This is a genomic window from Solidesulfovibrio aerotolerans (assembly GCF_009856865.1).
Taxonomy (GTDB): domain Bacteria; phylum Desulfobacterota; class Desulfovibrionia; order Desulfovibrionales; family Desulfovibrionaceae; genus Solidesulfovibrio; species Solidesulfovibrio aerotolerans.
Genome location: NZ_WVUD01000001.1, coordinates 204,752 through 218,445 on the forward strand (window position 1 = coordinate 204,752; position 13,694 = coordinate 218,445).

Annotated in this window: 14 protein-coding genes; 10 read left to right on the forward strand and 4 right to left on the reverse strand. The window is 63.5% G+C overall.

What is annotated here, in order from left to right; all coding sequences use genetic code 11:
* Positions 1–262 precede the first annotated feature (262 nt).
* Together GTA51_RS00960 and GTA51_RS00965 are read left to right on the forward strand one after the other, a co-directional pair.
* The gene (locus GTA51_RS00960) at positions 263–1,144 is read left to right on the forward strand and encodes a hypothetical protein (RefSeq protein WP_160957913.1); all 882 of its coding nucleotides are present in this window, start codon (positions 263–265) and stop codon (positions 1,142–1,144) included.
* Positions 1,131–1,577 (forward strand): PqqD family protein, encoded by a 447-nt coding sequence (locus GTA51_RS00965; RefSeq protein WP_343039422.1) that lies wholly within the window; start codon positions 1,131–1,133, stop codon positions 1,575–1,577. Before GTA51_RS00960 ends, GTA51_RS00965 begins: the two co-directional genes overlap by 14 nt.
* A gap of 332 nt (positions 1,578–1,909) precedes the next feature.
* Here GTA51_RS00965 and GTA51_RS00970 read toward each other — a convergent pair whose 3' ends face one another.
* On the reverse strand, positions 1,910–2,734 hold the full coding sequence (locus GTA51_RS00970) for a purine-nucleoside phosphorylase (protein ID WP_160957914.1): 825 nt from the start codon (positions 2,732–2,734) through the stop codon (positions 1,910–1,912).
* A 110-nt stretch (positions 2,735–2,844) separates the two neighbouring features.
* On the opposite strand from GTA51_RS00970, the gene GTA51_RS00975 reads away from it, so the two are divergent.
* The 8 genes from GTA51_RS00975 (at position 2,845) to GTA51_RS01010 (ending at position 10,338) form a co-directional block, all read left to right on the forward strand.
* Positions 2,845–3,603 carry a motility protein A gene (locus GTA51_RS00975; protein WP_160957916.1) on the forward strand — a complete coding sequence of 253 codons (759 nt, stop codon included), beginning with the start codon at positions 2,845–2,847 and terminating at the stop codon, positions 3,601–3,603.
* Positions 3,590–4,330: an OmpA/MotB family protein gene (locus tag GTA51_RS00980; RefSeq protein WP_160957917.1), complete on the forward strand. Its 741-nt coding sequence runs from the start codon at positions 3,590–3,592 to the stop codon at positions 4,328–4,330. Before GTA51_RS00975 ends, GTA51_RS00980 begins: the two co-directional genes overlap by 14 nt.
* A 10-nt stretch (positions 4,331–4,340) precedes the next feature.
* Positions 4,341–4,763 carry a PilZ domain-containing protein gene (locus tag GTA51_RS00985; protein WP_246197872.1) on the forward strand — a complete coding sequence of 141 codons (423 nt, stop codon included), beginning with the start codon at positions 4,341–4,343 and terminating at the stop codon, positions 4,761–4,763.
* Positions 4,744–6,162, forward strand: a complete 1,419-nt coding sequence (locus tag GTA51_RS00990) for a biotin carboxylase N-terminal domain-containing protein (protein ID WP_160957918.1) — start codon at positions 4,744–4,746, stop codon at positions 6,160–6,162. Before GTA51_RS00985 ends, GTA51_RS00990 begins: the two co-directional genes overlap by 20 nt.
* Positions 6,163–6,204: 42 nt before the next feature.
* Positions 6,205–8,454 (forward strand): acetyl-CoA carboxylase carboxyl transferase subunit alpha/beta, encoded by a 2,250-nt coding sequence (locus GTA51_RS00995; RefSeq protein WP_160957920.1) that lies wholly within the window; start codon positions 6,205–6,207, stop codon positions 8,452–8,454.
* A 244-nt stretch (positions 8,455–8,698) separates the two neighbouring features.
* Positions 8,699–9,349 carry a biotin attachment protein gene (locus tag GTA51_RS01000; RefSeq protein ID WP_160957921.1) on the forward strand — a complete coding sequence of 217 codons (651 nt, stop codon included), beginning with the start codon at positions 8,699–8,701 and terminating at the stop codon, positions 9,347–9,349.
* 2 nt (positions 9,350–9,351) lie between these two features.
* Positions 9,352–9,699 (forward strand): hypothetical protein, encoded by a 348-nt coding sequence (locus GTA51_RS01005; RefSeq protein WP_160957923.1) that lies wholly within the window; start codon positions 9,352–9,354, stop codon positions 9,697–9,699.
* Positions 9,700–9,729: 30 nt separating this feature from the next.
* The gene (locus GTA51_RS01010) at positions 9,730–10,338 is read left to right on the forward strand and encodes a single-stranded DNA-binding protein (protein ID WP_160957924.1); all 609 of its coding nucleotides are present in this window, start codon (positions 9,730–9,732) and stop codon (positions 10,336–10,338) included.
* A gap of 159 nt (positions 10,339–10,497) precedes the next feature.
* Here GTA51_RS01010 and GTA51_RS01015 read toward each other — a convergent pair whose 3' ends face one another.
* From GTA51_RS01015 to GTA51_RS01025, 3 genes are all read right to left on the reverse strand, one after another.
* Positions 10,498–11,106 carry a hypothetical protein gene (locus GTA51_RS01015; RefSeq protein ID WP_160957925.1) on the reverse strand — a complete coding sequence of 203 codons (609 nt, stop codon included), beginning with the start codon at positions 11,104–11,106 and terminating at the stop codon, positions 10,498–10,500.
* On the reverse strand, positions 11,103–11,270 hold the full coding sequence (locus GTA51_RS01020; protein ID WP_160957927.1) for a hypothetical protein: 168 nt from the start codon (positions 11,268–11,270) through the stop codon (positions 11,103–11,105). The genes GTA51_RS01015 and GTA51_RS01020 overlap by 4 nt, the downstream gene beginning before the upstream one ends.
* A gap of 121 nt (positions 11,271–11,391) precedes the next feature.
* Positions 11,392–13,653 (reverse strand): heavy metal translocating P-type ATPase, encoded by a 2,262-nt coding sequence (locus GTA51_RS01025; protein WP_160957928.1) that lies wholly within the window; start codon positions 13,651–13,653, stop codon positions 11,392–11,394.
* Positions 13,654–13,694 lie beyond the last annotated feature (41 nt).

A 13,694-nucleotide genomic window follows, 5' to 3' on the forward strand; every position in this document is an offset into this window, starting at 1 on the left:
GCGGATTTTGTAACATTTCAAGTTAGTAATTTTTGCTATATTGTCATTTTTTAGGTTTTCTGCCGTCGCCGCGCATAGAGAAAAAGAGCACTCCTTCAACCTGTCCATCGCCGCGGCCCGACTGCAGTGCCATACGGTTCCGATCGGGATACAGTGCTTTTGCGCCTGACCCGCAGCGGCGTCATACTGCCTGCCCGCCGGTGCCCCGCCCCCTTCTGTCCCACGCCTTGCCCCGACCCCGGCCATGGCCTAGACTGCCGCCATGACGTCCACTGCCCCCCCCTTTACGCCCACGGCCTGGAACGGCCTGCGCCTGACCGTGCCGTCCGCCTGGCGGCCCACCCGCCTGGGGCTGGGCTATATGCTCTTTGAGGATGGGGCCGGCCCGGCCTTTGAACTCAAATGGCGGCAAAACGCCGGCCGCGACGGCATGGAAGCCGCCTTTCGGGCCATGACCCCCAAGGGCCGGGCCAGACGGGCCGAGGCCTTGCCCGAGAGCTGGCTGGACCGGCTGGCCGCCTTCGAATCCATGCCCATTGCCTGGAGTACGGGTGCCCATACCGGCCTTGGGGCGGCGCTTTTTTGCCCGGACTGCGGTCTGGCCGCCGTATTCCAGGCCTACGGCACCGCCGCCGGCCCCAGTCCCGACCGGGTGGCCGAGGTCGCCGCCGTGCTGGCAAGCCTGGACCACCACCAGCCCGGACCGCCGGCCTTTGCCGTTTTTGGCCTGGGCTATACGCCGCCGCCGGAATTTCTCCTCGCCTCATTCCATTTTGCCCCGGGGCGTTTCAATCTGCATTTCGCCGCCGGCCGCCGCCGCCTGGATATCCTGCGTCTGGCTCCGGCCGAAGTGCTGCTGGCCCGGGACCATCTGGCCCGGCTGGCCGCCCAGGGCTTCGGCTTTGATGCCGATGTCGCCGCTGCCACCACACCCATGGGCCGCTGCCCGGCCGTGTGGCTGGCTGAGCGGCAAGGAACCGGCTTTGGCCAGCGGCTGCTGCGCCTGTGCGGCCGACCCTCCCGGCTGGCTGTCCTGCGCCACGACGAGGCGGCCGACAAACTTCTCGGCGCGGCGATAGCCGCCCCCAAACCCATCGATCCCGGCTGGCTGGCCGAAACGGCGGCACACTGTGTTTCCCTTTAGCGCGAAAAAACCGCCCGAACCGGTCATGACCCGGGACGAGGCCATGGCCCTGGCCCCGGTGGCCAGCCGCGATGTGCAGGTCAGCGAAACGGCCGGCGGATTGGTGCAGCTCTCCGTACCCGTGTCGGTGCGGCCGGCCCTGGCCGGGCTGGCCCGACGGTTCGGGGCCTGGGATGGACGGGTACTGCGCAAGACCGTGGAACTCGACGCCGTCGGTACGTTTGTCTGGCGCATGATCGACGGCCAAACCACGGTGGGGGAAATCGGCGCGGCCCTGGCGACACGCTATCGGCTGGATGCAGACGAAGCCCGGCTGGCCGTGGCGGAATTTCTACGCCAGCTCGGCCGCCGCGGTGCCGTCGGCTTTGCCGCGCCGGCCGGGGGAGCGGGGGAAGAAAAGGCAGAAGAGTGCCTCCGGCGGCCAAAGGGCTGAGCCCTTTGGAATCCCACCTGAAGGCAAGGGGTTAAAGGGAACGGCGTTGCTGCGAAGGGTAGTGGGGTAACAATGTACTATCATCGGTCGAGCACTGTCGCAGTGCCAGCTTGACGGGAACCACCGTTGCTCCGGCGGTTGGTTGCACGTCCCCGGACACCCGGCACGGCCCGCAAGCTCTCGCCTTTTTTTCCCGACTTCTCACTTTCTGGGGGGCGCTTTAGCCTCAGGCCCTGCCTGAGGCTAAAGCGCCCCCCAGGCAGGGAGGGTCCGGGAGGGGGCTACCCCCTCCCGGCCGCCGGAGGCCTCTTCGCTTTCTCTCTTTCTCTCTCTTAACACTCTGGAATAACAGCTGTAAGTAATCGTGTCAGGTCGCCTTCGGCCTGCTTGGCGGTGGCGATGACCGCTTCCAGGGTGGTTTCGTCCATGCAGTCGGGCAGATTGAGGTTGGTCAGACACGAGATGGCCAGAACATCCAGGCCCAGGTGCCGCGCGGCGATGACTTCGGTGACTGTGGACATGCCGACGGCATCGGCCCCAAGCAGGCGCAGCATGCGTGTTTCGGCCGGCGTTTCCAGGCAGGGGCCAAGGACGCCGGCATAGACGCCGCGTTCCAGGCGCAGGCCCAATTCCAGGGCTTTGCGGTCGGCCAGGGCACCCAGGCGGCGGCAATAGGCCCGGCTCATGTCCGGGAAACGCGGTCCGGCCCCTTCGTCGTTGGGGCCAAGCAGGGGATTGCGGCCGGTCAGATTGATATGGTCGGTGACGCGCATAAGCCCGCCGGCTGCGAAATGGGGGTCGAGTCCTCCGGCGGCATTGGTCAGCACCAGGGTTTTGACGCCAAGGCCGGCCAGCAGCCGCACCCCGTAGGCCACATCGCGGGGTGCGTGGCCTTCGTAGAGATGCAGCCGGCCGGAGAGCATGAGCACCGGGCGGGATTCGATGCGGCCGAGCAGCAGCACGCCGGCATGCCCGGGGGCCGTGGCCCGGGGAAAGCCCGGGAGCTCGGCCGTGGCGATTTCCCGGCGCTCGGTCAGGGCGGCGGCGATACCCCCCAGGCCCGTGCCGGTCACCAGTCCCACGCACCCCGCCGGAATGGGGCCAAGCCGCACGGTGGCGGCTTCGGCCGCACGCTTTACATCATCGTTAATATACATAAGAGTACTCCCGTTGCCTGTCGTCGTAGCATGGGACCAGCGGATCGGGAAGGGGGAGGCCTTTTCCGTGTCGTGTCTGTCCCGAAACCACCTCACCATGGACTTAACGGATGGATTTCGGGACGTTTCTCGGTCTGGCCTCAGGCATCTCCCTTGTGTTGGGCGCCATCTTTATGGGCGGCTCGCTGCGCGAGTTTCTGGACATCGCCAGCCTTATGATCGTTCTTGGCGGCACCATCGCCTCCACCTGTGTGGCTTTTCCGATCCACGAAGTAATGCAGGCCTTTTCGGGGATGCTGCAGATTTTTTCCTCGCGCAAGGTCCGCGACGCCGAAGTGGTGGAAATGATGGTGCGCATAGCCGAAATCAGCCGGCGCGAGGGGCTTATTGCCCTGGAAAACATCCAGACCGACAACGCTATCCTCAAAAAAGCCTGCCAGCTCATCGCCGACAACGCCGATCCGGGGTTGATCCGCGAGACGGTGCGCATCGAAATAAGCTCCATGAAGCGCCGCCATGCCGTGGGCGAGGCGGTGTTTAAATCCCTGGCCGGCTTTGCCCCGTCATTCGGCATGATCGGCACGCTGATCGGTCTGGTGCAGATGCTCACCCGTTTGGACGACCCCAAAAGTCTCGGGCCGGCCATGGCCGTGGCCATTATTACCACTTTTTATGGCTCCATGCTGTCCACGCTGTTTTTTTTGCCTGTGGCCGGCAAGCTGCGGGCCAGGACCATCAGCGAGGCGCATCAACTCGACATCATTTTTGAAGGGGCCAAGTGCATCCTGCAAAATAACAATCCCAGGCTGGTCTACGAGAAGCTGTCGTCGTTTATTGCCCCCAGGGAGCGCCGTAATGTCCGACGATGAAGACAGCTTCGAAGACGATGAGATCGGGGAGGCTGAAACGCCCAACGAATGGTTGGTCACCTTGGCCGACGTGTCCATGCTGCTCATGAGTTTTTTCATTATGTTGTTTTCCATGTCGAGCCTGGACGTCAAGAAGTTCTCGGAGTCGTTTTCCTCGGTCAAGTCAGCGCTTGGCGGCAAGGACAAGACCGTGACCATGGCCCCCATCTCCACCGGCGATATGACGGTGCTGGTGGAACAGGCGCGCATCAAACAGCGCATCATCGGCGAACAGCGCCGGGTCTACGATCAGTTCCGCTCTTTTGTGTCCCAAAAGGGGCTTGACGGCGTCATCGGGGCCACCCTGGAGGCCGGCAAGATCACCATTGCCTTCCCGACCGGCGTGCTTTTTCCCAAGGACAGCGCCGATTTGACTGACGACGGCAAGGCCCGGCTCAGGACGCTGTTTGAATTTCTTGTCAAGACGGCCGGCGAGCGGGTCAACATCCGGGGCTTTACCGACGACGCGCCGCCGGGCACCGGCAGCCGGTTTCGCGACAACTGGGAAGTATCGTCGTTGCGGGCGGTTGCCGTTTTGCGCTATCTTGTCTCCCTGGGCATGGCCCCCAACCGATTGACAGCCACCGGATTAGCTGATTTAGAACCCCTCTACCCCAACGACACCCCCGAACACCGGGCCAGGAATCAACGCGTGGAGTTTGTGTTGGAACGCTGGATCGGCGAGTAGGAGACGGGGTATGATGGACGTCACGTTCCAGCTCGAAGGCGAGGTCGGCAAGCGCAGCGCCCATCGCGAGCGTGTCCAGGGGCTTGTGGCCCGACTGGACGGCGACGCGGCGCGCTATGTCGTGCATGATGTCAGCGCCTCGGGTCTGGCCCTGGTTGATCCCGAGGGGCGGCTGGCGCTGGGGCAGAGCTGCCGTCTGGCGCTGTGCATCGGCCCCAGGGAGTTGATTGCCGGCCTGCCGGCTACCCTGGCCCGCCGGGCCGAGGGCGGCCTTGCGGGACTGGCCTTTGGCGAGTTGACCCTGCGCCAGGAAGCCTGGCTCGACAAGTTGATTCTGGAAATCCAAAAACGGCGCATCGATCTGCGCAAATCGCGCGAGGGCGTCGAAAACCCTGAGGATAAAAAGACCGATCGTGTCGACGAAAAAACATAAAGTCCTGGTTGCCAACCGGGGCGAAATAGCCATTCGCATCATCCAGGCTTGCGTTTCGCTCGGCCTGGATTTTGTTTGCGTCTACACCCGGGCCGACGAGGCTTCGGGACATCTGGCCCTGGCCCGGTCCCTTGGCGGCCCAAACGCCGCCTACCGCGTCAGCTCCTACCACGACGCCAACGAAATCCTGGCCGTGGCCGACCATGCCGGGGCAACCGCTGTCCATCCCGGCTACGGCTTTTTTGCCGAAGATTTCCGCTTTGCCCGGCGCGTGGCCGAACGTGAGCGGAGTTTGATCTTTATCGGCCCCTCCTGGCGCATCATCCGCTCGCTGGGGGATAAGATCAACACCAAGCGTCTGGCCCGCAGCCTGTCGATTCCGACGGTCCCGGGCTCGGACCGGCCCGTCTATGACGAGCTGGAAGCCGAGGAGATCGCCGAAACCCTTTTCGCCTTCCAGGCCGAGCAGGGTATCAGCAACTCGGTGGTCCTGGTCAAGGCCTCGGCCGGCGGCGGCGGTATGGGTATCGAGGAAATCTATGACATCGAGCAGTTTAAAACCGTGTACCGGCGCATCCGCAACTATGCCAAGCGCCAGTTCCACGACGAGGGCGTGCTGATCGAACAGCGCATCTTCGATTTCAACCACCTCGAAGTCCAGATCGTGGCCGACCGCACCGGAACCGGCATCGTCCATTTCGGCACGCGCAACTGCACCATCCAGTCCACCGGCCGGCAGAAACGGGTGGAAATCGCCCCGGGTTTCCGCCCCCAGGAAGTGGACTACGCCTTTGACGCGGAAAAGCTCATGGAAGACATCGTGGGCTATTCCCTGGCCATGGCCCGGGAGGTTGGCTACGATAACGTGGGTACCTGGGAGTGGATCGTTTCCCCCACGGGCCAGCCGTTTCTGATGGAAGTCAACACCCGCATCCAGGTGGAAAACGGCGTGTCGGCCGCCATTTCGCGCGTGCGCGGCCAGGGCGGCGTCAATATTATCGCCGAACAGATCCGCCTGGGCCTTGGCGAACCCATGGGCTACGACCAGTCCAACATCACCTTTGACGGGGTGGGCATCGAATACCGCATCATTGCCGAAGATCCGGCCAATCGGTTCACCCCCTGGGTGGGCCGCATCGACCAGTTCCTGGCCCCGACCCTGCCCTATGCCTCCCTGCATACCCACATCCCCATGGACGAGCCTTACGAGATTCCCACCGAATATGATCCCAACCTGGCCCTGGCCATTGTCTGGGGCAAGGATCTGGCCGAGGCCAAAAAACGGGGCGTGGATTATCTCGATGAGCTGACCCTGTCCGGGGCCGATGGCACGGGAACGGAACTGAAGTCCAATGTCCGTTTCCTGCGAGACAAAACCTCCACGATCCTGCAATTTTAGCGTCCGCTGCATCGTAAGCGGGCGTTTTCGGGAAGACGCACTATGGAAATCGAAAAGCGCGTGGTCGAACTGACCGATCGCCTTAATTATATCAAAGACATCTTCGGCGGCCGGGAAAACGCCAATATCGCGCTGATGCAGGCGCGACTCGCCGAGTTTTCCAGCCGGGAGGCCGCTGCCGCCCCGGGCGAGAAGGCGCAGATGGTGCGCCAGATCGAGGATCTCTTTGCCTTTCTGGAAAACAAGCTCGACAGCGAACTCGTGCCCATGGATATGGTGCGCATCGTGCGCCATCCGGCCCGGGTTTCGCTCAAAGACATTCTGGAAAACGTCTACGACAACTACACCGAGATCGGCGGCCAGGACGAATATTCCATCGATCCCAGCATGCTCATTGCCCGGGCCTACATCACCCGGCGCCAAGGCGACAGGGTCGTCAACCAGCCGGTCATGGTCATCGGCCAGGAAAAAGGGCACGGCCAGGAGTTTCGCAACGGCGGCTCGGTCAAGCCCTGGGGCAACGCCAAGGCTCTGCAATATATGAAGGTCGCCGAGACCGAGCGCATCCCCATCCACACCTATGTCTTTACCCCGGGCGCGTTTCCGGTGGAGGACTACCCCGGTGCGGCCCAGCAGATCGCCCGCAATCTCTATGAGATGGGCGGCCTGCGCGTGCCGGTGGTGTCGGTTATTTCCGAAGGCGGTTCCGGCGGGGCCGAGGCCATCGGCCTGTCCGATGTGCGCATGATGCTCTCGCGCGGCTACTATTCCGTCATCTCCCCCGAAGGCGCGGCCGCCATCGAGTCCGGCATCCGCCAGGGCCAGCGCGTGGTCCCGGAACTCATTGCCGAGTGCGCCAAGCGGCTTAACATCACCGCCGCCGACAACCTGCGCATGGGCTACGTGGACAAGGTGCTGGAAGAACCGGCCCTGGGTGCCCGGCCCCATCACTATGACTTTTTCAAGACCCTGCGCCAGGAAGTCATCCAGGCCACGGACCAGGTGTTTCTCGGCATCTCGGGCTTTAAGCTTTTTCGCGCCCTGGTCGCCTCGCGGCGCAAAAGCGGCGATTCCGAAAGCATGTTCGTGCGCTGGACCCTCGACGACGCCGCCGCCGACCGCCTCGTCTGGAAGCGCTACTGCAAATACCGCCGCATGGCCGAGACCGCCTACCGCGACGGGCGGCCGTCCGGCGAGCGCATCGCCTCCCGGGCCAAAAGCGTCCTGTGGTCGGGCTATTCCTTTATCCGCTACGATTTCCTGCGCAAACACACGAAGAATCTGGCCAAAGCCGCCGGCGACCTGGAAGCCGAACTGCGCCTTGTCGCCCACAAGCTCATGGCGCCGCTGCGAAAGACCCGGGACAAAAACGCCCCTGTCGTTTGCGATCCGGCCAAAAGCCGCATGCTCACCGAGCTGTCCCAGCCCGAGCAGGGGGCCTGCCTGGAGGAATTCGGCTGGAGCTACGTCAGCCCCAAAGCGGCCGAGGATCGGGCCGTCACCTGTCCCGGGGCCAAGACCTACGGTTGCCCCGACCTCTGGGCACCTGATCTCTACGGCGATTTTGCCGGCGTGTGCGTCAACTGCGGCCACCATTTTCCCATGGAATACCAGTGGGTCATGGGCAACGTCTTTGATCCTGGCTCCATCGTTGACTACGACGCCGACATCGAAGCCGGCAATCCGCTCGATTATCCCGGCTTTGAGGAAAAGCTCGAAGCAGCCAAGAAAAAGACCGGACTCAAATCCGGCTGCGTGTCCATCGACGCCAAGATCGAAGGCATCAAGCTCGTCTCCACCGTGCTCTATTCCGCCTTCCGGGGCGGCTCGGTGGGTGCGGCCGAAGGCGAGAAATTCATCCGCGCCCTGGCCCGGGCGCGGCGTCGCCACTATCCGTTTTTGGCCTACGTCCACGGCACCGCCGGCATCCGCATCCAGGAGAGCCTAAACGGCCTCATCCAGATGCCGCGCGTCACCCTGGCCGTTCGCCGCTACATCGAAGCCGGCGGCCTCTATGTGGTGCTCTACGATACCAATTCCTACGCCGGCCCGGTGGCCAGTTTCCTTGGCTGCTCGCCGTACCAGTTCGCCGTGCGGTCTTCCAACATCGGCTTTGCCGGCCCGGGTGTCATCCGCGAGACCACCGGGGTGGATATCCCGCCGGACTACCATCAGGCCCATAACGCCCTGGCCCGGGGACATATCCAGGGCATCTGGGACCGGCGCGAGATTCGCAAGAATCTCAAGCAGGTGCTGCTGACCATCGGCGGCCGTAATTTGTATTACAGATAGAATAGAAAAGAATAGAAAAGAAAAGAATGCCTCCGGCGGCCGGGGGGATGATCCCCCCGGACCCCTGCAACTGGAGACGTTTTCAGGGGGGCGTGGCGCTGGCTGTTCGCCCGCCCCGGCGGGGACAACCCGGCCCCGGGCCGGACAGGCAATTCCTATTTGGCTTGCGGCGCTTCGCGCCGCATTGTAAAGAGCCGTAAATTTCCAATGTCGCGCCGCTAGTCGCCGACGGGGGATGCTACTCGTGATCGACGTCAAAGCCCTGCTTGAAAATATCAAGGCCGCGCCCTACGAGGAAATCGTGGTGGCCGCCCCCCATACCGGCACGGTGACCTTTGCCGGCATCGAAACCGGTGCCCATGTGACCGGCATCACTGGTGCGTTCGGCGAAAAGCCCGGTACTCTTTTGGCCAAGCTCACCCGGGAAAATAACGACAAGCCCCTTTTCGCCAACGCCAAAGGCGTGGTCGGCGTCGTGCACCGGGAACTGGAAGGCCGCTTTGTCGAGGCCGGCACGCCCCTGGTGGTCATCCGCCACTACCTGTCCAAGGACGAGGTCATTGCCAACATCCTGCAAAAAGTGCTGTATCTGTTCTGCGCACCGGAGCGGGCCAAATATTATTTCATCCCGAGCATCGACAAAAAGGTCAAGGCTTCGGGACCGCGCTCGGTGACGGTCAAACCCGGCCTGGAACTGTTTATCGTTTCGCGCATGAAGCGGGAAAAGCCGCTGCTCTACGAAGGCCCGGAAGGCATCATCTATGCCGTCTATTTCCAGCACGACCAGAACGTGGACCAGGGCGCGCCTCTTGTTGGCGTGTGTCCGGCCGACCAGACCGACCTTATCCAGGACGTGGTCAACCGGGTTCGCACGGACTGGGAGGAAAAGGAGTAGTTATGGGCGAGTACATCCAGATCCGCGTCATAGCCCAGACTTTTGACCAGGAAGCTGCCGAGACGCGTTATCCCAAGCTCTACGCCCTGGCCTGGCCGGTGGAGGCCACCCCGGGTGACAGCCATCGCGGGTTGGTCGAACTGGCCGCCACCCTGGACGACCGGGTGCGGCTGGGCGATCTGCCGGCCCCTGAGCGCAAAGCCCTGACCCCGGGGGTCGAGAAAGTCATGGCCGCCAAGGCCGCCCTGGAAGGGGCGCTGGGCGAGCGCGACGCCAAAGCCGCGGATCAGGCCTCGTACCAGCTCGAAGACGCCCTGGCCGAGTTGGAAAAGCTCGCGCCGCGTCCCTAACGATTCGTTACGCCACAGCAAGGAGGCCCCATGGCCGGTAATATCAATAAAGTCATTCTTGTCGGACGCCTCGGACAGGATCCAAAACTGACCTATCTGCCCTCGGGCCAGCCGGTGGCTAATTTTTCCGTGGCCACCGACGAGTCCTACAAGGACCGCGAGGGCAACAAGGTCGAACGAGTTGAATGGCATCGCGTGGCCGTTTATGGCCGTTCTGCCGAGTTTTGCGGGAATTATTTAACCAAGGGAAGTCTTGTATACATAGAAGGCACCTTGCGCACGCGCAGTTGGGACGACCAGCAAGGGCAAAAACGATATACCACGGAAGTAATCGTTTCGGGCATGGGGGGGCAAACGATCCAGGGTCTTTCTGGACGCGGCGGCCAGACTGCCGACGCGCCCATGGGCGATGACGGCTTTGCGCCCCAGCAGCAGCCCCGGCGTCCTGCGGCAGCGGCCGGTGGCCAGGGCGCTCCCCAAGGCGGCCAGCAAGGTGGCGGCTACGGCGGCGGTGCCCCCAGACCCCAAGGCGGCGCGCCCCGGCCCCAGCCGGGCGGCGGCCGTCAGCCCTATCCCGACGACGAGCCCGGCCCGGCCTTCCCGTCCGAAGCCTCGGGCATGGACGACGTGCCATTTTAAGCGGCTACCGTTTTTATTTCGCCACTAAGACAAGCGAAGCCATTGCTATGGCTTCGCTTTTTTTGGTGCGAACACGTTCAATCATGGGGGAGCCTTTAACCTCCCACGCGCCGCGTATGTGCCAGCCTGGGGCAGGCACATGGGAAATCCTGGAGCTGCTTAACTTCTCGGCCTATGCGGGGGGCTTTCCACGCGGAAAACGCCTTTGATATTGGTCAACGTTCGTACAGCGATCTGAATGTGCGTTTTGGCTTGAAATCCACTGCCAGGATAGAGCGGGCCGCCTTCGGTAAATAATCCGCGCACGGTATCAAACGGGGGTTCTCCTGCCGACTCCAATCCCACATGGAGGTGCTGCAGTGCGGCGCAGTCCAGCCGGCGCAAAAGCATATCGCCATCTCCCTTTCCGGACGCAGCGTTCACCGGTAAGGCTCCAAGGGTTGGGTCTGCAGCATGCGTCGCCTTTAAACTCTCGTACGCATACTTGACCAATTTTAAATTGTCCTGGGCCATGAGGTCGAGGCAATTGCCCAGATCGATAATCGCCCCCACGACAAAGGGATCGCCACAGCTTTTTCGGGCCACCTTGTTGTGGGCCCATTCCCAGGCGCGGTCGGGATCGGACTCCCAAAAATAGACGCCTGGGCCAAGCCAATCGTAGGCATTTTCGCTGGGTTCAAAAAAAGAATTCCCGGAGAGAATTTTCTCTCCGGGAATTCTCAAGCATCCGTGGTAACCCAGAACAAACGACGTGTGCAGTCTGCTCAACGTTTCTCGGCCTTGGTCGTGGTGTAGTTCTTATTCAATTCCCCGGAAGCAGTGTAAATACCCTCCAGGATCAAGGCCTCGCGGGCAGCCTTTGGGCTGGCCGTGGTCTTTTTTGTGTACGCGTTTAAGGCGTTTTTGAGCCGCTCTTGGCGTTCATCGGCCATGGGCTCCTCCTTTTTGCAGGCTGCAAGGCTCAAGGAGTAACAACTCTTCGATCCTTAGATATATATTCGATCTGGGGCCGTCAATGCTCCAGGCGTGGAAACCGGGAGGCCGGTTGGCCGCTTACCGCCGCAGCAGCCGCAGGCCGTTGGCGATGACCAGCAGGCTGGTCCCCATGTCAGCGAAAACGGCCAGCAGCATGGTGCCGTAGCCCAGAAACGTCAGGACCAGCACCAGCCCTTTGAGGCCAAGCGCCAGGGCGATGTTTTGTTTGAGCGTTGCTACCGTCGCCCGGGACAGCCGAATAAAGGCCACCAGCTTTCGCAGATCATCGTCCATGATGGCCACGTCTGCTGTCTCGATGGCCGCATCCGTGCCGGCCGCGCCCATGGCAAAGCCGATGTCGGCCCGGGCCAACGCCGGGGCGTCGTTGATGCCGTCGCCAACCATCCCCACCAGTCCCTTTCCGCCGGCCTGGGCCGCCTGGGCTGTCAGCGCGTCCACGGCAGCGGCCTTGTCTTCGGGCAACTGATCCCCCTTGGCCGCGTCGATGCCGACAGCCAAGGCGATGGCAGCGGCGGTATGGCCGTTATCCCCCGACAGCAGCAGTGTTTTGACGCCAAGCGCGTGCAGTTCGGCCACGGCCTCGCGGCTGTGGGGGCGCAGGGCGTCGGCGGCGGCGAAGATCGCCAGGACGCCGCTCGCGTCGGCCAGGAGCACGGCGGTCTTGCCAGCCCCTTCAAGGACGTCCAGGCGGGCTTCGATGGCCGGCGAGCACAGGCCGAGGTCTTCAATGAGCCGGTGATTGCCCAAATGATAGACGCTCCCGGCCACGACGCCGCGCAGGCCGCGTCCGGGCAGGGCCGTGAAATCTGCCACCGGCAGCAGAGCCACACCGTCCTCGCGCCCGGCCCGGGCCACGGCCTTGGACACGGGATGGTCGGACCGGGCGGCCAGACTGACGGCAATTGCCCGGTTGGCGGCCGGGTCGCCGGCCAGATGGACGAAATCGGTCTGGGCCGGCCGGCCGGTGGTGATGGTGCCGGTCTTATCCAGAACCAGGGTTTTTATGGCATGGCCCTGTTCCAGGAACAGGCCGCCCTTGATCAGGATGCCGCGCCGGGCTGCTGCGGCCAGACCGCTGACCACCGAGACCGGGGTGGAGATGACCAGGGCGCAGGGGCAGGCGATGACCAAGATGACCAGCGCCTTGTAGACCCACTCGGCCAGGGACGCGCCAAAGATCATCGGCGGCAGCACGGCCACGGCCAGGGCGCAAGCGAAAACCGAGGGCGTGTAGATGGCGGCGAAGCGGTCCACAAAGCGCTCGGTGCGGGCTTTTTTGCCCGGCGAGGCGACCACGGCCCGGGTGATGCGGGCCAGGGTGGAGTCGTTGGCCAGGGCGGTGGTCTGATACAGGAGTTCGCTTTCCTGGTTGACGGTTCCGGCAAACAGCGTATCGCCTGGGCCTTTTTCCACGGGCAGGCTTTCGCCGGTGATGGCCGCCTGATCAAGTGACGAGCGCCCGGCCGTGACCAGACCGTCCAGGGCCACCCGTTCGCCCGGGCGCAGGCGCACCGTGGACCCAACCGGCACAGCAGCGGCCGCAACGACGGTAAAGCTGCCGTCGGGTCGGCCGACGGTGGCCTCCTGGGGGGCCAGGGCGAGCAGGGCGGTGACGGCGTTTTTGGCCCGGGTGAGGGAGGCGGCTTCCAGCTTTTCGGCCACGGCGAAAAGGGCCATGACCATGGCCGCTTCGGGGAACTTGCCGAGGATGAGCGCGCCGGTTGCGGCCACGCACATAAGCGCGTTGATGTTCAGGTCGCGCTGGCGCAGGGCCAAAAGACCCTTTTTGTAGATGGGCAGGCCGCTTAAGGCGATAGCCGCCAGGGCGCACAGAGCCGGCAGCCAGGGCGTGCCCAGGCCAAACCATTCCAGCCCTTCCGCCGCCACGGCCAGCAGCAGGGCCACGGCCAGGGGCGGGGTCAGCCAGGCGGCCGGGGGCTCGGGGCGCGATGCCATGGAAGCCCCGGGCGCAACCGGCACGGCCTGCATGCCAAGCGTCGCGATGGCCGCCACAATGGCGGTCGTGTCGGGCAGATCGTGGTGTACGGTCAGTTCCCGGCCGAGGAGATTAAAGGCCAGGCCTTTGATGCCGTCCATCGAACCAAGGAGCTTTCGGATCATGCGCTCTTCGGTGGGGCAGTCCATGGCTTCGATGCGAAAGACGTCGGTGTGGGCGGCCTGCCCAGCTATGGGCGGCGGGCCGGTCGCGGGCTCAGGGTCCGGGCCGCAGGTGCCGCCGCAGCAGCAGGGGGAGGCCGGGGCGTGGCTATGGGGCTGGTCCTGGCCGGGGCCATGGTTGTGCTCGTGCGGGTGGGGCATGTACTTCCTCCTTGCCTCTTCTGGGTCGATGAGACACCTTG

Bases quoted from the DNA above. Each gene is read 5' to 3' on its own strand.
- GTA51_RS01025 (WP_160957928.1), bottom strand. From the start codon at position 13,653: ATGCCCCACCCGCACGAGCACAACCATGGCCCCGGCCAGGACCAGCCC.
- GTA51_RS01005 (WP_160957923.1), top strand. From the start codon at position 9,352: ATGGGCGAGTACATCCAGATCCGCGTCATAGCCCAGACTTTTGACCAG.
- GTA51_RS00980 (WP_160957917.1), top strand. From the start codon at position 3,590: ATGTCCGACGATGAAGACAGCTTCGAAGACGATGAGATCGGGGAGGCT.
- GTA51_RS00975 (WP_160957916.1), top strand. From the start codon at position 2,845: ATGGATTTCGGGACGTTTCTCGGTCTGGCCTCAGGCATCTCCCTTGTG.
- GTA51_RS01010 (WP_160957924.1), top strand. From the start codon at position 9,730: ATGGCCGGTAATATCAATAAAGTCATTCTTGTCGGACGCCTCGGACAG.
- GTA51_RS00985 (WP_246197872.1), top strand. From the start codon at position 4,341: ATGATGGACGTCACGTTCCAGCTCGAAGGCGAGGTCGGCAAGCGCAGC.
- GTA51_RS00960 (WP_160957913.1), top strand. From the start codon at position 263: ATGACGTCCACTGCCCCCCCCTTTACGCCCACGGCCTGGAACGGCCTG.
- GTA51_RS01020 (WP_160957927.1), bottom strand. From the start codon at position 11,270: ATGGCCGATGAACGCCAAGAGCGGCTCAAAAACGCCTTAAACGCGTAC.
- GTA51_RS00995 (WP_160957920.1), top strand. From the start codon at position 6,205: ATGGAAATCGAAAAGCGCGTGGTCGAACTGACCGATCGCCTTAATTAT.
- GTA51_RS00970 (WP_160957914.1), bottom strand. From the start codon at position 2,734: ATGTATATTAACGATGATGTAAAGCGTGCGGCCGAAGCCGCCACCGTG.